The following is a 26,057-nucleotide window of genomic DNA, read 5'->3' as shown; positions in this document are numbered from 1 at the left end:
CCAAAGGTTGAAAAGATGAAAAAAGTCCCGAAACCCACCACGGATGATGCCCTGATCCAAGAGTTCTTGGCCAAGGGCGGCAAGGTCAGCGTTGGCAAAACCAAACCCATGCCGCATGATATCGGGTTGAGCAAAAACGTCTGGGGAGCGAAACTCACCAAAGAAGAAAAAGCCGCCAGAGATGGCGCGTTGCCAGAGCCGCCCAAGACCAAAGCGCGCAAAAAATAACAACAGCATCCGGGCTGTGCGGGCTGGGTTACGGCGTGGACGAGATGTGGCGCGGGTTCATCACCCGATTGCGTCCAGCCTGTTTGGCCATGTAAAGATGATCGTCGGCCCGGCGCAGTGCAGCGCCCAAATCGGCATGGGCGCTGTAGCGCTCGACCCCAATTGACACCGTGACCCGTGCCTGAGCGGGCATCGCGGCATCGCTGATCACCCGGCGGATGCGTTCGGCCACCCGCATCCCCATGTCTTCGGGCAGGTTCAGCAACACAATGGCAAATTCTTCACCACCGATGCGAAACAACATGCTGCCGTCATGTAAAACGTCGCGCATCTGCGCCGCCACGCAACGCAATATGTCATCGCCCGCAAAATGGCCGTAGCGGTCATTGATCTCTTTGAAATGATCAATATCGACAAACAACAACACCCCGCCCGAACCAAGCCCGCCTTTTTGCTCCAGGGCCATAAAGGCGCGCCGATTGCGGCATCCGGTCAAGGCGTCATAATTCAGCGTGTCTTTTAATTGCGCCTGTAGACGACCGATGGTCACCAAGGCGTAGCGCATGAACAGGATCGTGGTGATCAACGCCATGCCAAGACGAAACGAGAACCAAAAATCCTGTGCCGCCCAATAGGACACCGCGACGTCCAGCACCACAACCACAGCCCCCAACATCAGTGCCGTCCGATGGGCACAGAAAAAGAACCCCGCGATGGTGATGGGAAAGGCCCAAAAAGCCGAAGAAACCCCGTGGCCAGCGACCAAGATCAAGTCACCGAAATAGACCGCGCTCAAGACCATGACCGCGTTGATCGGCAGGGATCTGGATTTCATATGGGCCCAAAGATCAAGAGCGATAATCGCGCTCAAAGCCACAAAATAGGCGGACAGCCCATAATTGCCTTTGATCGCGTATTTCACAATCGCGACCGGCAGGATGAACAATGTGATCGTCGTGATATATTTAGCAATCAAAGGCGCTCCAAGAGCACCCGGCGCTTTGAACCCGTTGATAAATCCCGATTTAACCGCCATTTAACCACCATTGGTGCGCACTCACATTTACGCTAGGTAAACTCTGTGGTAGGGTTTGATACTACCAAAAATTTTACCGGCTTGTGCGCAAATATACGTCAAATTGCGTCTTTTCAGCCCTCGCCACTTTTTGTCTGATACGTTGAGGGGGGAGCTCTTTTCCTGCCACAGAGAGGCCCAAGACCTCTGTCCAAATGGCGCGCGGGCTGGTCAAAAAGACCAATCAAAGCGGCGCGGGAGGGAGCGAATTTGTCGCAGTCACAAGACGGACAAAACCATCGAAACGGATCGGACAGCCCTCAAAAACCAGACTGGTGCTTCCTACATAAAAATGGATGGGTGCATCAAAAGTGCCACCCTCGCTGACATTTGAGGAGGATTTAATGAAGCGTATTCTGGTGACCACCGATCTTTCGATCCGTTCAGACCGCGCCATCGAGCGCGCAGCACAGTTGGCAGAACAACATGGGGCGAAACTCATCGTGCTCCATGTGATTGACGAGGACCTTCCCGCCACTGTGGCGACAAGAATGCGCGATGCAGCAAAAGAGACGCTTGCTGCGGTCCTCGCGTCGCAACATGTGCCCGACAGCGCCGAGGTCATGATTGAAACCGGCGATCCGGTTCAAACCATCATTGAAGTAGCCGATGTCATCGACGCCGATCTTGTGGTGGTGGGGGTGCACAAGCCGCGCCCGTTCTGGGACATGTTCTCAGGTACGACGATGGAACGGATCGTGCGTGCCCTCACCCGTCCGGCGTTGCTTGTGACATCTCCGGTCGCCGGGCCTTACGCTTCGATTCTGTGTGGGATCGACCTGTCACCGTCCTGCCTGGCCGCGGCGCAGACCGCGCGCACCCTTGCGCCTGACGCCCCGATCACAAGTTTCCATGCCATCCATGTGCCCTATCGCGGTATGATCGCGCGTGATGCGAGCGAGAAACAGCTTGCCCCGTTTGTCAACGATGCCACCAGCCGATTGGAGGACTGGTGGAACAGGTCTGAGATTCCCGAAGGGATGCAAAAACCTGTGGTGAGCGTCGGCAGTCTTCACACCGAGTTCCAAGCAGCGCTGGACAGGTCTCACGCAGATCTTTTCGCGCTGGGGGCACATGGCAGAACACCGCTGTCGCCATCGCTTTTGGGTGGGTTCACCGAAGAGCAGCTGCGCAATCCCGTGATGGATGTCTTGGTCGTGCGCGGCTGATCCAAAGCAAATGGCGCGGGACCACCGCGCCATTTTCGTCCGCGTTAGCGTGCGGCCAGCCCGTCCGCCACGACCTTGACCACCGCGTCGCGCGGCACATCTGCGGTCACGAAACTGTCGCCAATGCCGCGCGCCAAGATGAAGCGCAATTGACCATCCACGACCTTTTTATCCTGTCCCATCAGGTCCACCAAAGCCTCGGCCGAAGGCAATGCGCCTTCGATGTCGCTCAGATCGCATTTGGTGCCCATGGCCTTAAGATGCGCGCGCACCCGGCTGGGCACTTCTTGCGAACACAGCCCCAGACGCGCCGACAATTCAAAGGCCAAAGCGCAACCAATGGCCACGCCTTCGCCATGCAACAGCCGATCCGAATATCCGGTCGCCGATTCCAAAGCGTGACAAAACGTGTGCCCCAGGTTGAGCAAGGCCCGATCCCCCTGCTCCGTTTCATCGCGCACCACGATGTCGGCTTTCATCTGCACCGACCACCGCACCGCCTCGGCGCGTTTGACCATATCGCCCGCCGCCAAATCCGGTCCGTTGACTTCAAGCCAGTCAAAAAACGTCTCATCGCCCAAAAGCCCGTATTTCTGGACCTCACCGTAGCCCGCCAAAAAATCGCGCGCCGTAAGCGTGCCCAAAAGCGCAATATCAGCCAAGACCAGAGACGGTTGATGAAACGCACCGATCAGATTTTTGCCGTGGCTGGAATTGATCCCGGTCTTGCCGCCGACCGAACTGTCGACCTGCGCCAACAGCGTGGTTGGGATTTGCACGAACCGCACGCCCCGGCGCAGCACGGAGGCGGCAAACCCGGCCAAATCGCCAATCACACCACCGCCAAAGGCCACGACAATATCGCGGCGTTCGCATTTTTTCGCCAAAAGCCATTCGACCGCGCGGGTGAAATGTGGCCAGGCTTTGGTGCTTTCCCCGGCGGGCAGCGCAAGTGACACCATCTCGATACCAGAGGCCGCCAATCCGGCCTCAAGGGTTTGCAGATGCAGCCCGGCGACGGTTTCATCCGTGATGACAAAGACCTTTTTCTTTGTGCCCAACAGCGGTGCAATATGCGCGCCCGCCTGCGCCACAAGCCCCGCCCCGATGCGCACATCATAGGCGCGATCGCCCAGAGGCACATGCACGGTTTGAAAGGGTACAGATCCGTATATCATTGGTCTTCCTTCAAAATTCCACCATGCCGCGCGAGCGCGTCAATCACTTTGTCGGCCATGGCTTCGATGCTCAGATTCGGTTCGGCGTCCACGATGATCCCGGCTTTGGCATAAAACGGCTCGCGCGCTTTGACCAAGGATTTGAGTGTCTCGTAAGGGTTTTCCGTACGCAGCAAAGGCCGTGTCGATTTATGTCGCACCCGGTTCCACAGAATGTTCAAATCGGCCTTGAGCCAAACTGCCACGCCATTTTTCGCGATGATATTGCGGTTGACCTCGGCCAAAAACGCCCCGCCGCCAGTCGACAAAACCGCCTGTTGCGTCTCAAGCAGGCGCGCGATCACTTCCGCCTCGCGTTGGCGGAAAAACGCCTCACCATCGCGGCTGAAAATTTCCGCCACGCTCATCGCCGCCGCTTTTTCGATCTCCGCATCCGAATCGAGAAACGGCACGGACAGGCGCGCGGCCATGGCTTTGCCGACCGCAGTTTTGCCCGCCCCCATCATGCCGACCAAGGCGACCGTTTTTTTTAGCCCTTTTGCCATCGTCTCTCCCACAAGAGCGTGTACAGTGGTGTCAGGCAGAGCATGAAGGCTCTTGTGCGTCTTGGCGTCGTCACCATGGCGTCCCCCTGATCCTCATGGCAACATCTTGCCGACAAAAATTTAGCCCCTTCAATGGCGTGATCTTGCCGGAAATACCATATATAAAACGGATAAAACCAGCCTGGGTCGGTAATCAGCCGCGAAACCCTGACAAATGCAAACAAAAATACAGGCCATATCAACTCGGGCATATAAATGGGACTGATCGTCCTGTCATCGCCCACCACCCTGAACGGAGCAGACAGCAGTGCGCAAATTCCTTTTTCGTCTTTTGGCCGTCATCATCTTACTTGGGATTTTGGGCTTCATCGGATTCGCCTATGTCGGCGATCTCTCGCCGGAGCGGGTTGAACATTCGGTCCCCGTGCCGATTGATGCCAAGTGAGGGAGGTTTCTCCGTGATCCCCTCCTCCCTCAGCGCCCGGTCCAGTGCCTCTTTTGGATGTGGTCTTTGCCTGCTGGTTGCGCTTGCGGGGGCCGCACAGGCACAAACGCCAACTGTGCCCGCCGCCGACAAGCCGATCTCCGCCATCGACTGGCTCTCGGACACGTTGGACGCCCCGCGCGCGCCTGTGGCAACCGTGCCACAGCCCAGCGACATCGCAGAAAATGCCCTGCCCGAGGATGTCAGCGTTGCCCCGCTTGACACCCCCGGCCCCGATGCGGCGGGGCTTTTGCCAAGTGCCGTGACCGGACTGCCGCGCGATCTATGGGGCGCCTCGACCGCCACCGATCTGGCGCGACGGATCACCACGATTTCCGCCCGTCCCGATCTTTTGCCGGCCTCGCGCCGCTTGCTCAACACGCTGGTTTTGGCCGAATTGAACCCGCCGCTGCAATCGCAAGCGGACGGTCGGCTGTTTCTGGCGCGCATTGACGCGCTGCTGAGCCAGGGTCTGTTGGACGAGGCCGACGCGTTGATGGAGCTTGCCGGGCTCTCTTCTCCGGCGATTTTCCGACGGGCTTTTGATACAAAGCTACTGCTGGGCACCGAAGACGAAGCCTGCGCCCGGCTCACCCACACGCCTGGCCTCTCGCCCACCCTTCAGGCGCGGATTTTCTGTTTGGCACGCGGCGGCGATTGGGGGGCGGCGGCGTTGACGCTTGAAACCGGTGAGGCTTTGGGCCTCATCCGCAAAGATCAAGGCACGCTTTTGGCGCGGTTTCTTGATCCCGAATTGTTTGAGGGCGAGCCGCCCCTGGCGATCCCGGATCACCCGACGCCTTTGACCTTTCGTCTGATGGAAGCGATCGGTGAGCCGCTGGCAACCTCGTCGTTGCCTTTGGCCTTTGCCCAATCCGATCTGCGTGCCACCACCGGGTGGAAAGCCCGCGCCACCGCCGCCGAACGGCTGGCCCGTGTCGGCGCGTTGTCTCCCAACCGCTGGCTGGGGATTTGGTCCGAACATCTGCCCGCCGCCTCTGGTGGGATTTGGGATCGGATCGAAGCCTTGCAACGGTTTGAAACCGCACTAAGCACCAATGATCCGGGGGCTGTGTCTCATGCGCTGCCGCCCGCGTGGTCGGCGATGCGGGTGTCCGGGCTGCAACCGGTCTTTGCCGAATTGTTCGCGGCGCGCTTGGCGCTTTTGCCACTCAATGGCGAGGCCGCCGACATCGCTTTTGAGGTCGCGCTTTTGTCGCCCGACTATGAAGAGATCGCGACGAAATGGGCCCCGGCGCTGACCCGAAATCAGGCATTTTTGAAAGGCATCGCATTGGGCGATCTCCCGACACAGCGCCCGAGCACCGACATGGCCCGTGCCATTGCATCCGGCTTTCGTGGCACGGGAGTCCCGGTCCGTTTGACCAGTTTGGTCAGTGAAAAGCGGCTGGGCGAGGCCATTTTGCGCGCCATTGAGGTGTTGGAAGGCGGGGCGGCGGGGGACCTTGATGAGCTCTCTGATGCGCTCCAGTTTTTCCGCGCGGTCGGTCTTGAGGCCACCGCCCGGCGCGCGGCTTTGGATCTGATGCTATTGGAGCGGCGAGGATGAGTGTTGCGCCAAAAGATGCGCGGTGGATTTCAGGATTTGCCGAGGCGCAGATGGCGGAACTGGGTGCGGCGGAGAACACACAGCTCTCTTATGGTCGCGATTTGATTGGGTTTTCTGACTGGCTGTCCGGGCAGGGGCAATCGTTTGAAACGGCCGAGCGCGCCGATATTGAGGCCTATTTGATCTCCTGCGAGGCCGAAGGTCTGGCGCAATCGACCCGTGCGCGACGGCTGTCCTCGATCAAGCAACTCTACCGATTTGCCTATGAGGAAGGCTGGCGCGCGGACAATCCGGCGATCCAGATCAAAGGACCCGGACGCGCGAAACGTCTGCCGAAAACCCTCTCTGAAGACGAGGTTGGCGCGCTTTTGGCAGCCTCGCGCGAGATCGGTCGCGCCCCCGCAGATCGGCTGCGCAACATCTGTTTGATGGAGCTTTTATATGCCACCGGGATGCGGGTGTCCGAACTGGTGTCCCTGCCCGTCTCAGCGGCGCGCGGTGATCCGCGGATGCTGTTGATCCGTGGCAAAGGTGGCAAAGAGCGGATGGTGCCCCTGTCCGAACCGGCCCGCACGGCGCTGACAGCTTGGCTTGTGGCGCGCGATCAGGCCGAAGACCTTGCCAAGATCGAGAAGGGCAAAAAACCCTCGGGGTTTGTCTTTCCCTCGCGCGGCAAACTCGGCCATTTGACCCGCATCGGCTTTTATCACCTGATCAAAGACATCGCGGTTCAGGCCGGGATCAGCCCGGACAAGGTCACGCCACACACCCTGCGCCATGCCTTTGCCACCCATCTTTTGGCGCATGGGGCCGATCTGCGCGCGATCCAAACGCTTTTGGGCCACGCCGACCTGTCCACCACCGAAATTTACACCCATGTCCTGGACGAACGGCTCAAAGATCTGGTGCTCACAAGGCATCCTTTGGCGGGGAAATAACGGCACCTGTGGCACATCCGCTTCAGTCGGCCTCTGGCGATCAGGACACGGCGGGGGTGGTGACGATATGATCGGGATATTTCATGTCGCTTGAGCGCGAATAATGCACGTTCAACAGCGCGATCATCGGGGTGGGTTGGGTGAGAAACAAATCGAACCGGGAGCCCAACTGGATACGCATGATCAATGTCCTAAACGGGGCAACGGCACCAAGACGGTAGCCATGTCAATTGGAACAGGCGATTTGGACCCATTTTCTCAAGTCTTCATCGTAAATCTTTGGCCGATCAGATTTTTTTTGAGAAACCTATTTTGCGTGATCTTATTTTCGCTTCGGATTGAACCGTGTCCAGGCCTTGCGCAGCTCCGCGCCGACCGGAGCATAAGATTCATCGAAAATCGAATGGCGCACCGGCGTTTGTGCCTGTTTTTCTGGCGATGCTGTGGGCGCGGGAACAGCTTTCGCTGCGCGTTTGGGCGTTTCGGGCTCAGATTTCAACGTACTCATGTGACAGATGTCCTATTGGGGAAAGGAAGTAGGATAGAAACAGGGAGAGGAAGAGGTCTTGAAAAAGAGAAAAGCGGTGCTTCGCTGTCGATGACAAGGGACGCACACGGCACAAAACAAGCAAACGGGACGGAAAAGCGCACAGGTGAGGCGCGCCAAAACAGGCCCATGTCAGGCCTTATTGCGCCAACCATACGCCTATCGGCGCGCAATAGCGAGCGTGTCGTTTGACAAAGATGCGCGGTGACTGTCCAATCGCATAAACTACGCCAAATTCCTCCTCCGCCCCCTTGCGCGGCCCCCGGACGCTCCCCATAACCATCACATGACCGATATGACCGACCCCACCCCGCTTCTTGATGCCGCCTTTTGGATCACCGCCGCCGCGATTGCGGCGCTTTTGGTGATGTCGGCGTTTTTCTCCGGCTCCGAAACTGCGCTGACCGCCGCGTCGCGCGGCAAATTGCGCAGCCAGGCCGATAAGGGAGAAAAAGGCGCCGAGCGCGCTTTGAAAGTGACCGAGGACAGCGAACGTCTGATCGGCTCTGTGTTGCTGGGCAACAACCTTGTGAACATCCTGGCCACCTCTTTGGCCACCGCTTTGTTCACCAAAGTGTTTGGCCAAAACGGCGTGGCTTTGGCGACCTTGATCATGACGCTTTTGGTGCTGATCTTTGCCGAGGTGCTGCCGAAAACCTATGCCATCACCAACCCGGAATCTGCCGCCGCCCGCGTCGCCGCCCCGATTGCATTGATCGTGACGATCTTTGCCCCGGTGGTCGGTTTCGTGCGGCTTTTGGTGCGCGGCATGTTGCGGATGTTTGGGGTTGAGACCGACCCGGAGGCCGATGTTTTGGCGGTCAAAGATGAGATCGCCGGGGCCATTGCGCTGGGCCATGTCGAGGGTGTGGTGCAAAAGGAAGACCGCGACCGGATTTTGGGCGCGCTTGATTTGGGCGAACGCACGGTCGAGGAGATCATGTTGCATCGCTCACAAATCGAAATGATCGACGCCGATTTGCCCCCCGCCGAAGTGCTCGCGCGCAGCCTCAAAAGCCCCCACACCCGTTTGCCGATTTATCGCGATGATCCCGAAAACATCATCGGCGTGATCCATGCCAAAGACCTGTTGCGCGCCATGCATGCCGAACGCGAAGTGCACGAACGCCAAGGCCGCGAGAGCCAATCTCTCGACGGTGACACGCCGCTTGTGTTGATGGATTTCAGCGGTTTCGACGTGTTGGCCGTGGCGATGAAGCCCTATTTTGTGCCCGAAACCACCACACTTGACGACCAGATGCGGCAGTTCTTGCACCGCCATACGCATTTTGCCCTCGTAGTCGATGAATATGGCGCGCTTCAGGGCCTGATCACGCTTGAGGATATTCTCGAAGAGATCGTCGGCGAGATCACAGACGAGTTTGACCGCTCGGAGGTCAGTCCCGTGCGCTCGAAAGACACTGGCGATTGGGTGGTGGATGGCGGCATGACGATCCGCGATTTCAACCGCTCGACCGAATGCAACCTCCCCGATGAAGAGGCCAACACCATCGCCGGTCTGGTGATCCATGAGGCGCAGATGATCCCCAATCCGGGTCAGGTGTTTTCCTTTCATGGTTACCGTTTCGAGGTCGCCAGTCGCAAAGACAATCGCATCACCAAACTTAAAATCCGCCCTTTGGGAGACAGCTGAATGCTCTCTTATCAACACGGCTTTCACGCCGGAAATCTCGCGGATGTTCAAAAACATGCGCTCCTTGCCGTTATGCTCGACTATATGACGCGCAAGGACAAACCGATCTCTTACATCGAAACCCACGCAGGTCGCGGTCTTTATGATCTGACCAGCGCGCAGTCGCAAAAGACCAAAGAGGCGGCGCAAGGCATCGAAAAGGTTGGGAGTTGGTTCAAACCGGATCACCCCTATGCCCGTGCGCGCAAGATCATCGCCGAGGCTCATGGCGCCACCACCTACCCCGGCTCTCCGGCGATTGCGCAGGCTTTGTTGCGTGCCAGCGATGCAATCCATCTGGCCGAATTGCACCCGGCCGAATTTGCCGCTCTCGATGAGAACACCAAAGCCAGCCCCGGCCAATCCGTGCTCAACGTCAAACAGATCGACGGGATGCAATTTGCCCAATCCATCTGCCCGCCCGATCCCAAACGGGGCCTGATGTTGATTGACCCGTCCTACGAGATCAAAACCGAATTCGAGACCCTGCCGAGCGCGATCTACAAGCTGCACCGCAAATGGAACGTCGGTGTCATTGCGTTGTGGTATCCGGTGTTGAAAACCGGGCAGCATATGCCGCTGGTCAATGGCATGCTCTACGCCAATTTTCCCGGCTGCCTGCATCACGAAGTCCGCTTTCGCCCGGCGCAAAAGAACCATGGCATGATCGGCTCTGGCCTGTTCGTGATCAACGCGCCCTTTGGCCTCAACGATGAAGCGGCGCGACTGACACGGTTGTTCAACGCGCTGTGAGCCCAGGATCGGGCGTAAGCCTGTGGCCCGCCTCAAGGTCGTCGACGTCATCCTCGCGGCCTAACCTACAAAGGCATAGGTTTCCTGATCTGCATCATGAGACAGGTTTGGCGGGAGGGGTGGACCCCTTCCCGCCCAATCGTCATTGTGCCCAAATCCGTGCTTGATATTTCACCTCAGCGCGCTTTGAAAATACCGCCCAAAATACCACGCACGATGCGTTTGCCGGTGGTGCCTTTGAGTTCCTGAATCACCATTTTCGTCACCGTCTCGCCAATGCTGTTGGACTTTGAGGCGCGGCGCGAGGATGTGCTGCGCTCATAGTTCTTGCCGTCATAGCGTCGGGCTTTGGCAAATTCGCGCTCCAATTTGGCGCGTTGGGTCTCTTCGGCTTTTTGCGCTTTTTGAGCGGCCTTCTCGGCCTCCAATTTGCGCTCGGCTTCCTCTTCGGCGCGCTCTGCCGCCTCGGCTTCCTCTGTCGCCGCATTGGCGCGTTTCAACAGGATTTCATAGGCGCTTTCGCGGTCCAGAATCGTCTCGTATTTGCCGGCAATCGGCGAGGTGGTGATGACCTCTGTGCGCTCAGCCACCGTGATCGGCCCAAGCTGCGAACTGGGCGGGCGGATCAGCGTGCGCTCGGAAATCCCCGGCACGCCTTTGGCCTGCAAGAACGAGGTCACCGCCTCACCGGTGCCGACCTGTTTGATCGCTTCCTCGATGTCAAAGCGCGGATTGGGGCGATAGGTTTCCGCCGCCCGCACCAAGGCCTTTTGATCGCGCGCGGTAAAGGCGCGCAGGGCGTGTTGGACGCGGTTGCCCAATTGGCCGAGGATGTCTTCGGGGATGTCATCGGGGTTTTGGGTGACGAAATAAACGCCGACACCTTTGGAGCGAATGAGGCGCGCGACCTGTTCGACCTTATCGACCAGTGCTTTCGGCGCATCGTCAAACAACAGATGCGCCTCGTCGAAAAAGAACACCAATTTCGGCTTGTCCGGGTTGCCGATCTCCGGCAGCTCCTCGAACAGCTCGGACAACAGCCACAACAGGAACGTGGCATAAAGCCCCGGCGCGGACATCAAGGTGTCGGCGGCCAAGATATTGATCCGCCCACGCCCATCCACATCGGTGCGCATCATGTCGGACAGTTCCAGTGCCGGTTCGCCAAACAGGTTCGCCCCGCCTTGGTTTTCCAACACCAACAGATCGCGTTGAATCGCACCGATCGAGGATTTGGAAATATTGCCGTAGCGCAGGGTCAGTTCGTCGGCATGTTCGCCGCACCAGACCAACAACGCCTGAAGGTCTTTGAGGTCCAAAAGCGGCAGGCCCTGTTCATCCGAGACGCGGAAAGCGACGTTGATCACGCCCTCTTGCGCCTCGGACAGTCCCAACAGGCGCGACAGTAACAACGGCCCCATTTCCGCCACCGTAGTGCGGATCGGGTGGCCCTGTTCGCCGAACAAATCCCAAAACGTGACCGGGAACCGATCATAGACCAGATCAAGCCCGATGGTCTCGGCGCGCGATGTGAAGGCCCCGTGCAATTTGCCCTCGGCGCTGCCGGATTTGGCCAGCCCGGACAAATCGCCTTTGACATCCGAGAGAAACACCGGCACGCCCGCGTTGGAAAAGCCTTCGGCGAGGATTTGCAGCGTGACGGTTTTGCCCGTCCCCGTGGCCCCCGCAATCAACCCGTGGCGGTTGCCGTATTTCAACAGCAAATCCTGCGCCTCGCCATAGGCCTCGCCGCCGCCGCCGGTGAAAATGCGGTCCACAATACCTTCGCTCATACCCAATGTTCCCCTTAGATGCGTGTTTCTCCCAAGGTTTAGGAGAAACACCTGACGTTTCAAAGCCGTATGATAAAGCGGCACAGTAAAAACCCAAATCAGGGTCTCGTTGAGTGGCCCCCCCTTTATCTGTCACGCAGAGTTTTCACTCACACCGGCCTCAGTTCAAGGAAACGCACTTTAGAACAATACAATTTTAACCTTTTCCTGCCAGTCTCTCCTGTATTCGAACCCTTTCCTCTTCGGTTCGAATTGACTTCCTCCCTGTCAGACTGGCCGCCCGGGTGCGTTTTTGCCCCGGTGCGGCCTCTTTTCTGTCAGATCGGTCTGTCTGGCCACAAAATCAGGGCCCCTTCCCCAAAATCGGCCGGGATGAGCCCATCACATCCCTGTGAAAATTCTCGTTGACGAGGCCGATTCTCTGTCATACCGTTGTCGCAATAAGTCGGCCAAGTCCGACAGGGAGTGATAAGATCGCGAGATCTCTGGATCAACAGATCACAAAAGCCTCGGTTTTGCCGGGGCTTTTGTTTTGACCAATCTGCCCGGCTGTCTGCCCCGACTGTCTGACCGATGTCTCTGCGGAATTCCGCCGCCCTGTGCATCCCTCCCCGTCTTCACACGAATTTTTGCCAATCACGCCTGACAGCTCCTCAGCGACGTGTTAAAGCAGGGGCGAATTTGCAAATAACATATGGACAGATAATGCCTTCCATCGCCCGCAAGACCGCCGCCTTCGCCACCGCTGCCCTGATTGCCTGCGGCGCCGCTCTGCCCGTCCTGGCACAAGACGCAGCCCCCTCCCTCTCTGCCGGCACGCCGATTGACCCCGAAAGCAACATCGGGCGGCCCTACACGCTTGAAACACAGGGCGATTGGGAAATCCGTTGCGTCAAAGCGCCCGAAGGGTCGGTTGATCCGTGTTCCATGTACCAGTTGTTGAAAGACGACGAGGGCAACGAAGTCGCGGAAGTCACCATGTTCTATGTCGGCTCTGACACGGTCGAAGCCGCCGCGACCTTCACCACACCGCTTGAGACGCTTTTGACCGCGCAATTGGCGTTTTTCGTCGATGGCGAAAACGGTCGGCGCTACCCTTATTCGTTTTGCACCAAAGTCGGATGTTTCGTGCGCGCGGGCATGAGTGCCGCCGAAGTTGAGCAATTGAAAAAGGGCGTTGAGGGTCTGGTTGGCATCGTGCCCGTCGGGCGCCCCGATGAGCCGGTGAAATTGAAACTCTCGCTCAAAGGTTTCACCGCCGCCTACACGAAAGTGACCGAATTGAACATTGCGGCGAAGGATGGCAAAGGCCCCGAGGCGCCGGCCGAGTAAGCTCAGACCTATTTCAATACCAAACGCCGCGTAGATAAAACTCTACGCGGCGTTTTTGTGTGTGATAACAGGGATTAAGGCGCTTTTCGCAGCGCAAGCACCGCGTTCAGCCCGCCAAAGGCAAAGGCATTGGACAGCGCCACATCGACCTTCGCATCGCGTGCCTCGTTGGGCACGACATCGAGGGCACATTCGGGATCAGGTTCCTCATAGTTGATCGTCGGTGCGATGATCCCGTCCTTGAGCGCCATGATACAGGCCAAAAGCTCCACAGCCCCGGTGCCGCCGATCAGGTGGCCGTGCATGGATTTGGTCGAGGAGATCATGATATTGTCGGCATGGGCCCCAAGCGCATCCGCCACGGCAGCGCATTCGGTTTTGTCATTGGCTGCCGTGCCGGTGCCATGGGCGTTGATATAGCCGATCTCATCTTTGTTGAGCCGCGCATCGGTGATGGCCCCGGAAATGGCCCGCGCCGCGCCCTGTTTCGAGGGCATCACAATGTCGGACGCGTCCGAGGTCATGGCAAAGCCGATCACCTCGGCCAAAATTTCGGCCCCGCGTTTTTGCGCATGTTCCATCTCTTCAAAGACAAACACCGCAGCACCTTCGCCCTGCACCATGCCGTTGCGATTGAGCGAGAACGGACGACAGGCGTCTTTCGACATCACCCGCAGCCCTTCCCATGCCTTCACCCCGCCAAAACACAGCATCGACTCGGAGCCGCCAGTGATCATCGCCGTGGACATGCCACAGCGGATCATGTTGAACGCTTGCCCCATGGCGTGATTGGACGAAGCGCAGGCGGTGGCGACCGTATAACATGGGCCTTTGATGTTATATTCCATCGACACATGGCTACAGGCGGCGTTGTTCATCAGCTTGGGCACAACAAAGGGATGCACCCGGTTTTTGCCCTCTTCATAGACCATGCGGTAATTGTCGTCCTGGGTGGTCAGACCACCGCCTGAAGTGCCCAAAATCACCCCGGAACGCAGCGCCAGTTCCCCGGCAAACTCAAGCCCGGATTGGCCAATCGCCTGTTGGGCGGCGACCAGTGTAAATTGAGTAAACCGGTCATAGAGCGCCATTTGTTGGCGGTTGAATTGGCCTTCTGCGTCCCATGCATGGATCTGGCCGCCGATTTTGATCGCCAGCCGGTCCACATCGCGGAAATTGAGGTCGCCAATGCCACATTTCCCCTCGGCCATCGCGGCCAAGGTTGAGGGCACATCAAGGCCGAGCGCATTGACGGTCCCGGCACCGGTGATGACAACCCGTTTCATGCTTTTTGATCTTCGATCAGCCCTTGCACCGCTTTGACAATGGCGGCGACAGACGAAATATCGAACTCCGACTGGTCGGGTTCGTTGGCATTGAACGGCACGGTGATGTCAAAGGCTTCTTCGATGGCGAAAATGCTTTCGACCAGACCCAGACTGTCGATCCCCAGCGCCTCCAGCGTTTGATCCAGCGACACATCGGAGGGGTCAAGCACCGCTTGCTCCGCGATGATCTCGATGATCTTGTCTTTCACATCCAATGCCATGTCGCTCTCCTCACCTTGCCCCGTATCGGTGGAAATGATCGGTTTCTCTATGCCACAAACCTGCGGCTGTCTGCGCACCGATTTAGTCTGAATTGCCCGGCTTTGAAACAGGTTTTTGTGACAATTGCATATCGTTTGCGCCCCAACCCCCTGTTCCGTTACGCCAAATTCACCCGTCGCCGCGCAGTTTGCCGATCCACCGCGGCAGGCGTCGCAGGGCTTTATACATCTCGACATGGGTCTGCATCGCCACCGCCGGATAACCCATCATCGCTTTGCCCTTGGGCACATTGGACAAAACGCCCGTGCCCGCACCGATGATTGCGCCCGCACCGATGGTCAGATTGTCGGCCGCGCCCGCCTGACCGCCCATGACGCAGAAATCGCCGATCACGGTGGAGCCGGCGATTCCAACCTGACCGCAGAGCAAACAATGCCGCCCGACCACAACGTTATGGCCAATGTGGACCTGGTTATCGAGTTTGCAGCCATCTCCGATCCGTGTGGCCCGGATCGTCCCCTGGTCAATCGTGACATTGGCCCCGAGTTCGACATCATCACCAATGACGACAGAGCCGACCGAGGCAATGCGCATCCATGGCTGACCGGCCGCCTCGACCGTTTCGCCCAGGCTTTCGCGGGCTTCTTCGACGGCGGATTTTTCCTGAGTGACAAAGGAAAACCCATCCGCGCCGATCACACCACCGGGTTGGGCAATCAAGCGGTCACCAATGGTCGCGCGCGCACCGATTTTGACGCCGGGATGGATCAGGGCGTCATCGCCAATCGTCACCTCCGCACCAATGGACACTTGGGCGGCGATCCGGGCGTTTTTGCCAATGCGTGCACCCGCACCGATCACGGTCAGCGGGCCGATGGCCGCGCCAATGCCGATCTGCGCACTCGGATCAATCACCGCCGTGGGGTGAATGCCCGGCGTCAGTCCAAGGCCGGGATCAAAGGTTGCCGTCACCCCGGCCATGGCCAATCGCCCACGCGAGACCAGAATGGCGGCTTTTAACCCGAAGCTCTGCCAATCCGCCCCCTGCCAGAGCACAGCGGCCAAGGCGCGGGTCTGCGCCAGTGCGGGCGCGAATTTCGGGCTCATCGCCAGCGCCAGATCGCCCTCGCCCGCGTCCTGCGGCTCAGCGGCCTTGGAGACGATCACATCGCCCTGCCCCTCAAACGGTGCGCCAAGGCGGGCGGCAAGATCGGCGATGGTGATGGCGGTGCCGGGGATGGGATTACGCATGGGGCCTCCGAAAGATTGCTTTGATGGACATAAGCGCTTTGTGAGGATTTGCAAAGCAAAGGGCGCCCAAAGATCAAACCAAGGACGCCCGAAACCGATGAAAGTCTTGTCTCAGAGATCAGCCACCAACCGCGCGCAGTTGCACACCTTTCTTCTGAAGTGCGGCCCAGATTTTGGCATCACGGCCGTAGATGTCGCGGCGGTATTCCATCCCGCCTTTCGGCAGGGTCACAGCCGTGCGGTAGACCAAATGCACCGGAACATGGTGTTCGAGTTCCACCACGTTCTCGGCACCCGTGGCCAAACGCGCCTTGAAGAATCCTTCGGGATCGGAGGTCTGTTTGGACAAAAGTGCATAGGCAAAGTCAAACGGCTGTTGCAGGCGGATACAGCCATGCGAAAACGCGCGGACCTCACGGCCAAACAGGCTTTTGGAGGGCGTGTCATGCAGGTAGATGTTGTATTTGTTCGGGAACATGAACTTCACAAGCCCAAGCGCATTGCCATCCGAGGGTGGCTGTTTGAGGTTAAACGGGAAGGTCTTGGTGGTGTATTGGCTAAAATCGACATTGGCGCGGCTCACGGTGCGGCCCCGGCTGTCGACCAGTTTCAAATGACCCGCCGCATTCGGGTTGCGCTGCATCATCGGCAAGTATTCTTTGACGGCAATCGACCGCGGCACGTTCCATGTCGGATTGATGACCATATGCTCCATTTCGTCGGAGAATTCCGGGCTACGACGGTCGCCGGTGTTCTGACCGACCACGGAGCGGGTTTCAAAACTCACCTTGCCATGATCAATGATCTTGGCAGTGAAATCGGTCAGGTTGACCCAGATATGGCGATCGCCGCGATCAAAATTGGTCCAGCGTTCGCGCTCCAAAGCCACAAGGATGGAGGCCAGACGGCTTTCGGGCGCGACGTTGATCTCTTCAATCGTCGCGGCCCCGGCCACACCGTCCGGGCTGAGCCCATGTTGCATCTGAAACAGTTGAACCGCTTTTTGCAGGCTGGCGTCATAGCTGGTTGCGGCCGAGCGCGGCAGATAGCCCATCGCCATCAACCGATTGCGCAAAATGATCACGCCATTGCCGGTTTGACCGGGTTCATATTTCGATCCGGGCACGGTCTGGCCCCAACCACCCTGCCCGCCACTTTGCCCCAAGACACGCTCCAAATTGGCTTTTTCTTTCAAAAGCCGTGCGTATTCCGGCGAGGTTGGTTCGAGTTTTCTCAAATAAGCCTGCGGCGATGATTTGACGAAATTGGTCAACACCGACACGCCATCGCGATAGGGCACCTGCCGAACAATGCCGCTGTCGATGCGCGAGGGGACCAATTGGCCGGTTTGGATGTCGCGGGCGTATTCAAGGAACAATTGCGCCATCGCCACTTCGGCCCGCCCCAGATCGCGATCCGATGTGATGGCGCGCAAATTGGCCTCCAACACCGTGGTGTCATAGGGTGCAAGCCCGTGGTTCGGAGCGGCCTGAACGGCGCGCAACAAGGCTTGGCGACGGGCTTTGGCGCGTGATGAATTCTCTGCAAAAATGGGTTTGTACCCGGTCGAACGGTAGAATTCCGACAGGTCCTTCGAGGCAGATGCGGCCTCGGCGATGGATTGCATCAAGGCGCTGACCTGTTGCGCGTGCAAGGGTGCGGGCACCACCGTGATCACCGACGCGGCGGTCAGCGACAAAGCGGTGGCCATCGCGACAGACCGCACGCCACGGCGCAGGTGGACCATCGCCACAGAGGGGGTGGAAAACCGGGAAAACGGGAAACGCGTCATGTCTGTCCTCGAACTTTGTCAGCAGTCAGTCGGACGAAGATAGCGTATTTTTTGACCGGTGTGAGGGGGGAATGAACCGCCAATGCCCTCCTGTGCCCAAAGCACAACAGTCGGCACCAAAGGGGAACGGGTCGTATTTTTCCCCTTAATTGACGGATTTTAGCACACACCCCTCACCTCCTGCACTCCGATTTTGCGCGCGTCTGACACCCGCAGCCTGCCTGCCCCGAGATCGCCCAGATGGGGCGCTAACAGGCAAATAAGTAAGGTTCTCCTTACTGATTTGCGCAAAAACCCGCCGATTTCACCCCTCCTCCCCCCTTCGATCGAATCCAAGGCTTGGCCCAAGAATCACATTGTGCCATAAGGTTTTCAGATCATTCATGAGGGGATGATTTGAGTATTTTTGGCGTCCGAAAAGATGGTCAAACGGTGCTTCTGCTCGCTAAAATGTGACTATAACCACATGGTCCATGGCGAAAAGGGGCGAGATTAAGTCTGATTTTTCTAGGCTTCGTCTGATTTTGATCAAAGTGTCGTCGAAAAAATGGTTAAGAATGCCGCAATAAGCGGCGCATGACAACGAAAGCCGCGTGAGGCGGGAACAGATCAGCGACGGGACGCTTTGAGAGAATGACCAACACTGCATCAAGCGGATTAACGCGCCGAGGACTTTTGCGCGGTTTCGCAGCTATCACATTGAGCGCCACCCCGGTGTATGCCAATGCCGCAGGTTTTTTGCGCGGCGCGGGCGACATTCGACGCATCAATATGTATTCGGGTCGGACCGGCGAAAGCATCGACACGATTTATTGGATCGAAGGCGAATATATCCCTGAGGCTCTCAAAGAAATCACCTATTTCTTCCGCGACTGGCGCAACTCTAAAATCAAAGCTGTAGATGCCCGCACCGTTGACATCCTCGCCGCATCGCATGGCTTGATGGACGTGGACGAACCTTACATGCTTTTGTCCGGCTATCGTTCGCCGGAAACCAATGCCATGTTGCGCTCGCGCTCCAGAGGAGTGGCCAAAAATTCCCTGCATTTGCAAGCCCAAGCTGCGGATTTGCGTCTGAAATCGCGCTCGATCCAGCAAATGGCGGCGGCGGCGAAATCCTGTTCGGCTGGCGGCGTTGGCACCTATCGCGGCTCCAACTTTGTCCATATGGATTGCGGCCCGGTGCGCACATGGAACGGCTAAACAGGCCTGATGCAGCGGGTCAATCTGACCAGTGGCGCATCCGGTGATGTCATAGAAAAGGCCGCCCTTTGGCGGCTTTTTTCATGCGCGAACGTCTGACGTAAAGGCGCGCAAAAGCCATCTGTCGAAAGGCCCGGTGCTTTTTGAGACGCGATCTCTTCACATTTTCTGTGAAGGCGCAAAATTTCTTGCGAGAAGCGCGTGACAGTCCCCTCCCTCTGGCGTCATAAGACGCAAAACAAAAGGACGGCCCCGGATGCATCGCCTCTCAGATAAAACCCGCGCCCTTTTGCGCCGGAGCGTGCCGCTGATTTTGGGACTGGCCCTGTTTGGTCTCGGCATTGCGGCGCTGTCGCATCTGTTGCATTCGGTCCATCCCAAGGATGTGATCGCACAGGCCCGCTCGATCCCGCTGTCCACCTTGCTCCTGGCCGTGCTGTCAACCTTTGTCGGCTACGGCGCCTTGACGGGCTATGACTGGTGGGCCTTGCGTTTTATTGATCGCCGGTTGCCGCTGCGCGCCGTCGCCATGGGTAGTTTTTTGGGTTCGGCCTTTGGCAACACCGTTGGCGTCAGCATCGTCTCGGGCGGTGCTGTGCGCTATCGCATCTATGCCGCTTTGGGGTTGGACGCGTTTGAGGTGGCAACCGTCTCAACCTATATCGCCGTCTCGGTCGGCATGGGGCTGACCTTCATCGGCCTTGGTGCCTTGGCGCTGCATCCCAGCGTGATCGGTGGCACGGTCTTGTCGCCGGATGTGATCCGCTGGGGGGCGACCGCACTGGTGGGTCTTGCACTCGCAACGCTGATGACCCTCTCGATCGGACGCAAAACCCTCAAAATCCGCCGCTTTGAAATCACCATGCCGCCGCCCGCCGCCATCCTTGGCCAGCTCGGCTTTAGCCTGATTGATGTTTTGGCCGCCGCCCTGTGCCTGTGGCTGTTACTGCCCGAAGGCCGACCCGATTTTACCACTTTCACCGCCATTTTTGCCGGTGCAATGATGTTGGGCGTGATCAGCCATGTGCCCGGCGGCATTGGGGTGTTTGAAACCGCGATCATCGCCGCCCTGCCCGGAGACACCCCGGTTGGCCATATCGCCGCCGCCTTGCTGTTGTTTCGCGCGATCTATTACCTTTTGCCCTTCGCGCTGGCCTTTCTCATTGTCTCGCTCAACGAATTGCGCATCGCGGGCGGCGCTTTGTCAAAACTCTTTTCCGCTCCCCGCGCCGATCTGCGACCGGCCTATAACGCGCTCTCGGGCATCGTGCCCTCGCTCGTGGCCGTCACCGCCTTTGGCTATGGCGTGTTCTTGCTGGCCGTGGCTTTTGTCCCGTCGTTTCAGACCGGGGCTTTGAATGAGGGCGATCTGAGTGCCGCACTTTTGCTTGAGATTGGGGTTTTGGGCACCGCCGTGATGGGGGTGGTGTTGTTGATCTTGTCGCATGCGCTGTTGCGGCGGGTGTCGGCGGCGTTTTGGCTGATGATCCTCGCCATGGCCATGGGCATCCTTGCCGCCATGTTCAACAATTTCGACTTTGAGAGCATGGATATTTTGGCCGTGGGCCTATTGGCCATGCTGCCGTTTCGCCGCGCTTTTTATCGTCAGGCCAAGTTGACCGATGGGGTATTCACCCCCGCCTGGATCGCTTTGGTTCTGGCCTCGTTGCTGGCCGGTGCGGCATTTTTCTTTTTCCTGCACCGCGCCACGCCCTACTCCTTGAGTCTGTGGACCGAGTTTTCCGCCAATGCCAACACGCCGCGCTCCTTGCGCGCGGGCGTTGCGGCCTCGACGCTGTTGCTGGTCTTCACGGTGATCCAGGCGCTGCGCCCGGCGCATACCCACAAAGCGGACGCGGATCGCGATGGCTCCATTGCCCGCACCAATGCTGTTTTGGCTCAGGCCTCTGATCCACAGGGGTGTTTGGCGCTTTCGGGCGACAAGAGATTGATGTTTTCTGACCAAAACAGCGCCTATCTGATGTATGGTGTGCAACGCTCGGCCTGGGTGGCGCTTGGCGATCCAGTTGGCCCGGCCTCCGAGGCACATGATCTGGCTTGGGAGTTTTTCGAACAGGCCCAACGCGCCAATGGCCGCCCGGTGTTTTACGAGGTCAGCGAGATCTATTTGCCCTTGTGGATCGAAATGGGGCTGTCGCTGCACAAGATCGGCGAAGAGGCCGTGGTGGTGTTGAAAGACTTTTCCTTGTCGGGTTCGAAATTCAAAACCATGCGTGCCGCCTACAACAAAAAACAACGCGAGGGCTTGGCCCTAGAGATGCTGTCGCCGCCGCATTCTGACGCGGTCTTTGCCGAAATTGAGGCGATTTCCACCGCGTGGCTTGGTGGCAAGACCGGTCGGGAAAAGGGCTTTTCGGTGGGTCGGTTTGACCGCGCCTATTTGGATCATTTCCCCCTGGCTGTGATCCGACGCGAGGGTCGCATTGTCGCCTTTGCCAATGTCTTGGCCCCCGGCGACGGCAAACGCGTGGCAATTGATTTGATGCGCTATTTGCCCGCTGAGGCCTCTGGCATGATGGAGTTTCTGTTCCTCTCGCTCATTGAGCATATGCGCGAGGCGGGGGCGGAAGAATTCAGCCTTGGCGTCGCACCTCTCTCCGGCCTGTCACCGCGCCCGACCGCGCGGATGTGGAACAGCCTTGGCCGGATGATGTTTGAACATGGCGGCGCGTTTTACAATTTCGAAGGCCTGCGCAGTTTCAAACAAAAATTCCGCCCCGATTGGCGTCCGCGCTACATCGCCGTGCCGCCAGGCTATGCGCCGATGCGCGCAATGGCGAATGTAGCCTTGTTGATCTCCGGCGGCCCGCGGGGGTTGATTGGCAAGTGAGACTTGGCAAAGGGTCAGTTGCTCTCGATGTTTAAAAAACCCCTGCCGCTTGGCACCGTTATTGAATTTGGAGAGTTCGTCATTCCTTTTTTCTTCGAAAAAAAGGAATTTGACCAAATTGGCCTCAAGTAGCGAAGCGGTAGGCTAAATAAAAATGGTGCACCCGACTGGATTCGAACCAGTGGCCTCTGCCTTCGGAGGGCAGCGCTCTATCCAGCTGAGCTACGGGTGCCTGTGGGGGACCGTATAGGCGATGAAAAAAGGCGGCGCAATCTGTTTTCGCGCCGCCTTGTGCAATTGAGTTCAGGCGAAAAATTCGTGGCACAATTCCAGCGCCTCGACCAAACGATCCACCTCTTCAAAACTGTTGTACATGGCAAAAGACGCGCGGCAGGTGGCGGTTTGGCCAAGGTGCTCCATCAAAGGCATGGCGCAATGCGACCCGGCGCGCACGGCGACACCTTTTTTGTCCAAGACGGTGGACAGATCATGGGCATGCGCCCCTTCCATGGTGAAGGAAAAGATCGCCCCCTTCCCCGGAGCTGTGCCCTGTACCGTCAGCCAATTGAGATTCTGCAACCGCTCGGCGGCATAGGCGCCCAGTTTCGCCTCATGCGCGGCAATCTTGTCCATGCCGATGGCCATCAGGTACTCCAACGCCACACCCATGCCGATGGTTTGCACGATGCCGGGGGTGCCCGCCTCGAATTTCAGTGGCGGTTTGGCGTAGGTAATCGTGTCCTTGGTCACCGTGTCGATCATATCGCCGCCGCCCATGAAGGGGCGCATTTCGGCCTGACGTTCAGCACGGATATAGATCGCGCCCGACCCCGACGGACCGTAAAGTTTATGGCCGGTGATCGGATAGAAATCACAGCCGATGTCTTGGACATCTACCGGACCATGCACGGCCCCTTGCGAGCCATCGACCAGCGTGGCGATCCCGCGCGCGCGTGCGGCGTGACAGATGGTTTTGACATCGACACGGGTGCCGGTGACATTGGACATTTGGGTGATGGCGATGAGTTTGGTTTTGGGGCCAATGGCGTCAATCACCGCCTGCGGATCAAGGCTGCCGTCCATGGCGCAATCGACCCATTTGATCACTACGCCCATGCGGTCGCGCAGGAAATGCCAGGGCACGATATTGGCGTGATGTTCGAGCACGGATAGGATGATTTCATCGCCGGGTTTGAGCCTCTCAGCGCCCCAGCCATAGGAGACCAGATTGATCCCCTCGGTGGTGCCGGAGGTAAAGACAATCTCATCCTCCGAGCCCGCGTTCAAAAAGGTCTGAACAACCCCGCGCACGCTCTCATAGCGTTCAGTCGACAGGTTAGACAGAAAGTGCAACCCTCTGTGAACGTTGGAATATTCCTCTGAGTAGGCGCGCGTGATTGCGTCGATCACCACCTGTGGTTTCTGCGCCGAAGCGCCATTGTCGAGATAGGTCAAAGGCGCGCCATTGACCGTTCGGGACAGGATCGGAAAGTCGCGGCGGATCGCCTCTACATCATACATTTTTTGTCTCTTTCGAAAAGGCGACCTCAGACAGGCCCATGCCCCAGAAATACATCAACGCCACCAACGCAATCACACCGACCAAACTGGTCGCCGCCCCTGGTCCAACGAACCCCGCCGTCAGCCCCCAAAGGAGCCACAAGGGCGCGGCGCAGAGCAGGCCCCAAAACACCGCCATACGGGTTTCATAGCCCGTGGCAGTGCCGCCCAAAAGCGAGAGGACAAAGCGGATAAGACCGGCGATGACGTAAAACACCAGCGGCATGATAAAGAGCCAGCCCAACAGCGTGGCCCCCATCAACATTTGCACCTCTTGCCCGGTCTCAAAGGCCACGCGCGACAGGCGCGGCCATTGGGCGACAAAGATCAGGCCACAGGCGAGCATGAGCGTGACCAAAGCCCCGCCCTCATTCTCACCCTGGCCCAACCTGTGCCGCAGCACCGCCCGCGGGGCGCGGTAGCTACGGGCCATATCGGTGACGACACCCATGGTTTAGCCCCGACGCCGGGCAAGCCAGCCCTCAAGACGGTCGAGAATATCGGCGCTGATCGCTTCGTCCTCGATCTCGTCAATCGCTTCGGCCAAAAACGCCAGTGTCAAAAGATCGGTGGCCTCGGCATGAGGCACGCCGCGCGATTGCAGGTAAAACAGCGCATCTTCATTGATTGCACCCACGGTCGACCCATGCGAACAGGCCACATCATCGGCGTAAATCTCAAGCTCGGGTTTGGCAAGGAATTGGCTGTCGTCATCGAGCAAAAGCCCCTGAGAGATTTGATAGCCATCGGTTTTCTGCGCCGCTTGTTTGACCAAAATCTTGCCTTGGAACACGCCTTTGGCACCGTTGCGCAGCACCTTTTTAAACACCTGACGCGATTCACAGCGCAGGCCCGCATGGGTGATGAACACGGTGTCATCATGCAGGAAATCACCGTCCCCCATCGCAGCCCCCGCGACATGGGCCACCGAGTCATCGCCCACGATGTCGATGAAGACTTCGTTGCGGGTCAAGACGCCGTTGGCGGTCATGGTGAAGGATTTAAACGCCGCATCCGAGCCGACGGAGGCAAAGAGATGAGTCACAGCCCGGCGTTCATGGTCGCGGCCTTGGGCACGGACATGATGGAAGCGCGCGCCATCGGCAACCTCGATCTCCATCACCTTGTTGAACCGCGCCGCCGCCGGACCGTTTTCCAACAGCGTCAGCTCCGCGCCCGCATCGAGTTTGATCACATGGTGCAGGATCGCGTCCGAGCTCTCATCTTTGTGCAGATAAATCAGCGACACCGGGCGGCTCACCGGCCCCGTGGCGCGGATCACGATACCGTCGGTGGCAAAAGCGGTGTTGAGCGTGGCCAACGGCCGATCGACCGGATCTTGGGCACGCTTTTCAAGTGCGCCATACGCGTCTTTGATCCAATGGATGTCGCTGGACAGCGCATCGGTCAGTCGCATGACCTCAAGGTTCTCGCCTTCAAGCGCATCCGAGGCGGCTGCGTCAAACACCCCATCGACAAAGACCAGTTTCAGCCGATCCAGCGCAGTGAAAATCGGTGTGTCATCGGAGTGAAACACCGCCGCTTGGGTCGGAGTTTCCGCCGTCAGACTGTCAGGTTTGGTCCAGCGCCAATATTCATCGCGGCCCTGCGGCAAGCCCATGGAGAGCAAGCGGTTCAAAGCGTCCTGACGCAGGTCATTGGCCCAAGGCGCGCCCTGCGGCATCACCATGCCCAGGACCCGCTCGGACGTGGCGTCGAGTTTGCGTTGTTTCATCTCTGCGCGTGTCATCAGGCTTGCTCCTGCTCCGCCAACAAATCGGCATAGCCATTGTGTTCGACCTCAAGCGCCAATTCCGGCCCGCCGGATTTGATGATGCGGCCTGCGGACATGATGTGAACGACATCGGGTTTGATGTGGTCCAAAAGACGTTGATAGTGGGTGATCACGACGAAAGACCGTTTGCCGTCGCGCAGCGCGTTGACGCCCTCGGAGACCAATTTCATCGCATCCACATCAAGACCGGAATCGGTTTCGTCCAGAATGCAAAGTTTTGGCTCAAGCATCGCCATCTGAAGGATTTCGTTGCGCTTTTTCTCGCCGCCGGAAAAGCCAACATTGACCGGACGTTTCAACATATCGGCGTCGATTTTCAACGACTTGGCCTTTTCGCGTACGACTTTGAGAAACTCTGTGGCGGACAATTCATCTTCGCCGCGGGCTTTACGTTGGGCGTTTACGGCGGTGCGCAGGAAGGTCATGTTGCCGACACCGGGAATTTCGACCGGGTATTGGAAGGCCAAAAACAGACCGGCCGCCGCGCGTTCTTCCGGCTCCATCTCCAACAGGTTTTGCCCGTTCAAAAGCGCCTCACCTTCGGTAACCTCATAGCCATCGCGGCCCGCGAGCACATAGGAGGTGGTCGATTTGCCCGACCCGTTCGGGCCCATGATGGCGTGGACCTCGCCCTCGCCGACCGTCAAGTTGACGCCTTTGAGAATTTGTTTGTCTTCTTCTTCAAGTTTGACGTGGAGGTTTTTGATTTCCAACATTTTATTGTCCTTTCACGAGGAATGGCCCGCGCGC

24 protein-coding genes and 1 tRNA gene are annotated in these 26,057 nt (G+C 58.2%); 10 read left to right on the top strand and 15 right to left on the bottom strand.

Annotated features, from left to right (window positions below; translation table 11 throughout):
* Positions 1–15: 15 nt before the first annotated feature.
* The gene (locus B30_RS09680) at positions 16–228 is read left to right on the top strand and encodes a hypothetical protein (RefSeq protein WP_009571870.1); all 213 of its coding nucleotides are present in this window, start codon (positions 16–18) and stop codon (positions 226–228) included.
* 28 nt (positions 229–256) lie between these two features.
* Here the strand turns inward: B30_RS09680 and B30_RS09675 are convergent, their stop codons facing one another.
* Complete coding sequence (locus B30_RS09675; RefSeq protein ID WP_009571869.1) at positions 257–1,264, bottom strand: GGDEF domain-containing protein; 1,008 nt, start codon at positions 1,262–1,264, stop codon at positions 257–259.
* A 383-nt stretch (positions 1,265–1,647) separates the two neighbouring features.
* Here B30_RS09675 and B30_RS09670 point away from each other — a divergent pair, with 383 nt between their 5' ends.
* Entirely contained in the window at positions 1,648–2,472 is an 825-nt protein-coding gene (locus B30_RS09670) for a universal stress protein (RefSeq protein WP_009571868.1), read from the top strand.
* A 44-nt stretch (positions 2,473–2,516) separates the two neighbouring features.
* On the opposite strand, the gene aroB is transcribed toward B30_RS09670, so the two are convergent.
* Both aroB and B30_RS09660 read right to left on the bottom strand, forming a co-directional pair.
* The gene (gene aroB / locus B30_RS09665) at positions 2,517–3,650 is read right to left on the bottom strand and encodes a 3-dehydroquinate synthase (protein ID WP_009571867.1); all 1,134 of its coding nucleotides are present in this window, start codon (positions 3,648–3,650) and stop codon (positions 2,517–2,519) included.
* A complete protein-coding gene (locus B30_RS09660; protein WP_269771045.1) occupies positions 3,647–4,234 on the bottom strand; it encodes a shikimate kinase in 588 nt (195 codons plus the stop codon). Before B30_RS09660 ends, aroB begins: the two co-directional genes overlap by 4 nt.
* 268 nt (positions 4,235–4,502) lie before the next feature.
* On the opposite strand from B30_RS09660, the gene B30_RS22370 reads away from it, so the two are divergent.
* From B30_RS22370 to B30_RS09650, 3 genes are read left to right on the top strand one after another with little or no spacing between them, the layout of a single operon-like run.
* Positions 4,503–4,640 (top strand): hypothetical protein, encoded by a 138-nt coding sequence (locus tag B30_RS22370; RefSeq protein WP_085952027.1) that lies wholly within the window; start codon positions 4,503–4,505, stop codon positions 4,638–4,640.
* Positions 4,641–4,653: 13 nt separating this feature from the next.
* Positions 4,654–6,249: a hypothetical protein gene (locus B30_RS09655; protein ID WP_009571865.1), complete on the top strand. Its 1,596-nt coding sequence runs from the start codon at positions 4,654–4,656 to the stop codon at positions 6,247–6,249.
* Complete coding sequence (locus B30_RS09650) at positions 6,246–7,187, top strand: site-specific tyrosine recombinase XerD (protein ID WP_009571864.1); 942 nt, start codon at positions 6,246–6,248, stop codon at positions 7,185–7,187. Before B30_RS09655 ends, B30_RS09650 begins: the two co-directional genes overlap by 4 nt.
* 40 nt (positions 7,188–7,227) lie before the next feature.
* Here the strand turns inward: B30_RS09650 and B30_RS22160 are convergent, their stop codons facing one another.
* Both B30_RS22160 and B30_RS09645 read right to left on the bottom strand, forming a co-directional pair.
* Positions 7,228–7,368: a hypothetical protein gene (locus B30_RS22160; RefSeq protein ID WP_009571863.1), complete on the bottom strand. Its 141-nt coding sequence runs from the start codon at positions 7,366–7,368 to the stop codon at positions 7,228–7,230.
* Positions 7,369–7,509: 141 nt separating this feature from the next.
* Positions 7,510–7,695, bottom strand: coding sequence for a hypothetical protein (locus B30_RS09645; protein ID WP_009571862.1), 186 nt, complete (start codon positions 7,693–7,695; stop codon positions 7,510–7,512).
* A gap of 334 nt (positions 7,696–8,029) precedes the next feature.
* Between B30_RS09645 and B30_RS09640 the strand changes: the two genes are divergently transcribed.
* Together B30_RS09640 and rlmJ are read left to right on the top strand one after the other, a co-directional pair.
* Complete coding sequence (locus B30_RS09640; RefSeq protein ID WP_040402113.1) at positions 8,030–9,388, top strand: HlyC/CorC family transporter; 1,359 nt, start codon at positions 8,030–8,032, stop codon at positions 9,386–9,388.
* Entirely contained in the window at positions 9,389–10,180 is a 792-nt protein-coding gene (gene rlmJ, locus B30_RS09635) for a 23S rRNA (adenine(2030)-N(6))-methyltransferase RlmJ (protein WP_009571860.1), read from the top strand.
* 176 nt (positions 10,181–10,356) lie between these two features.
* On the opposite strand, the gene B30_RS09630 is transcribed toward rlmJ, so the two are convergent.
* Complete coding sequence (locus B30_RS09630; RefSeq protein WP_009571859.1) at positions 10,357–11,973, bottom strand: helicase HerA-like domain-containing protein; 1,617 nt, start codon at positions 11,971–11,973, stop codon at positions 10,357–10,359.
* Between the two features lie 705 nt (positions 11,974–12,678).
* On the opposite strand from B30_RS09630, the gene B30_RS09625 reads away from it, so the two are divergent.
* Positions 12,679–13,305 carry an invasion associated locus B family protein gene (locus B30_RS09625; RefSeq protein WP_009571858.1) on the top strand — a complete coding sequence of 209 codons (627 nt, stop codon included), beginning with the start codon at positions 12,679–12,681 and terminating at the stop codon, positions 13,303–13,305.
* A 74-nt stretch (positions 13,306–13,379) separates the two neighbouring features.
* Here B30_RS09625 and B30_RS09620 read toward each other — a convergent pair whose 3' ends face one another.
* From B30_RS09620 to B30_RS09605, 4 genes are all read right to left on the bottom strand, one after another.
* Positions 13,380–14,591, bottom strand: a complete 1,212-nt coding sequence (locus B30_RS09620; RefSeq protein ID WP_009571857.1) for a beta-ketoacyl-[acyl-carrier-protein] synthase family protein — start codon at positions 14,589–14,591, stop codon at positions 13,380–13,382.
* On the bottom strand, positions 14,588–14,854 hold the full coding sequence (locus B30_RS09615; protein ID WP_009571856.1) for an acyl carrier protein: 267 nt from the start codon (positions 14,852–14,854) through the stop codon (positions 14,588–14,590). The genes B30_RS09620 and B30_RS09615 overlap by 4 nt, the downstream gene beginning before the upstream one ends.
* Before the next feature lie 169 nt (positions 14,855–15,023).
* A complete protein-coding gene (lpxD, locus tag B30_RS09610; RefSeq protein WP_009571855.1) occupies positions 15,024–16,106 on the bottom strand; it encodes a UDP-3-O-(3-hydroxymyristoyl)glucosamine N-acyltransferase in 1,083 nt (360 codons plus the stop codon).
* 118 nt (positions 16,107–16,224) lie between these two features.
* Positions 16,225–17,898: a L,D-transpeptidase family protein gene (locus B30_RS09605; RefSeq protein ID WP_009571854.1), complete on the bottom strand. Its 1,674-nt coding sequence runs from the start codon at positions 17,896–17,898 to the stop codon at positions 16,225–16,227.
* Positions 17,899–18,531: 633 nt separating this feature from the next.
* Between B30_RS09605 and B30_RS09600 the strand changes: the two genes are divergently transcribed.
* The gene (locus B30_RS09600; RefSeq protein ID WP_040402111.1) at positions 18,532–19,101 is read left to right on the top strand and encodes a YcbK family protein; all 570 of its coding nucleotides are present in this window, start codon (positions 18,532–18,534) and stop codon (positions 19,099–19,101) included.
* Positions 19,102–19,357: 256 nt separating this feature from the next.
* Positions 19,358–21,952: a bifunctional lysylphosphatidylglycerol flippase/synthetase MprF gene (mprF, locus tag B30_RS09595; protein WP_009571852.1), complete on the top strand. Its 2,595-nt coding sequence runs from the start codon at positions 19,358–19,360 to the stop codon at positions 21,950–21,952.
* Between the two features lie 155 nt (positions 21,953–22,107).
* Here the strand turns inward: mprF and B30_RS09590 are convergent.
* The 5 genes from B30_RS09590 to sufC all read right to left on the bottom strand — a co-directional run bounded on the left by B30_RS09590 (position 22,108) and on the right by sufC (position 26,023).
* Positions 22,108–22,184 (bottom strand) — tRNA-Arg (locus tag B30_RS09590).
* Positions 22,185–22,255: 71 nt separating this feature from the next.
* The gene (locus tag B30_RS09585) at positions 22,256–23,473 is read right to left on the bottom strand and encodes a cysteine desulfurase (RefSeq protein ID WP_009571851.1); all 1,218 of its coding nucleotides are present in this window, start codon (positions 23,471–23,473) and stop codon (positions 22,256–22,258) included.
* Positions 23,466–23,963 carry a YIP1 family protein gene (locus tag B30_RS09580; protein ID WP_009571850.1) on the bottom strand — a complete coding sequence of 166 codons (498 nt, stop codon included), beginning with the start codon at positions 23,961–23,963 and terminating at the stop codon, positions 23,466–23,468. Before B30_RS09580 ends, B30_RS09585 begins: the two co-directional genes overlap by 8 nt.
* A 3-nt stretch (positions 23,964–23,966) precedes the next feature.
* The gene (locus B30_RS09575; protein WP_009571849.1) at positions 23,967–25,262 is read right to left on the bottom strand and encodes a SufB/SufD family protein; all 1,296 of its coding nucleotides are present in this window, start codon (positions 25,260–25,262) and stop codon (positions 23,967–23,969) included.
* Complete coding sequence (sufC, locus tag B30_RS09570; RefSeq protein WP_009571848.1) at positions 25,262–26,023, bottom strand: Fe-S cluster assembly ATPase SufC; 762 nt, start codon at positions 26,021–26,023, stop codon at positions 25,262–25,264. The genes B30_RS09575 and sufC overlap by 1 nt, the downstream gene beginning before the upstream one ends.
* Positions 26,024–26,057: the final 34 nt, after the last annotated feature.

Source organism: Celeribacter baekdonensis B30 (assembly GCF_000299875.1).
In the GTDB taxonomy this organism is placed as follows: Bacteria; Pseudomonadota; Alphaproteobacteria; order Rhodobacterales; family Rhodobacteraceae; genus Celeribacter; species Celeribacter baekdonensis_A.
Note: the sequence above shows the minus strand (reverse complement) of the source record. Positions and strands in the feature narration are given on the sequence as shown.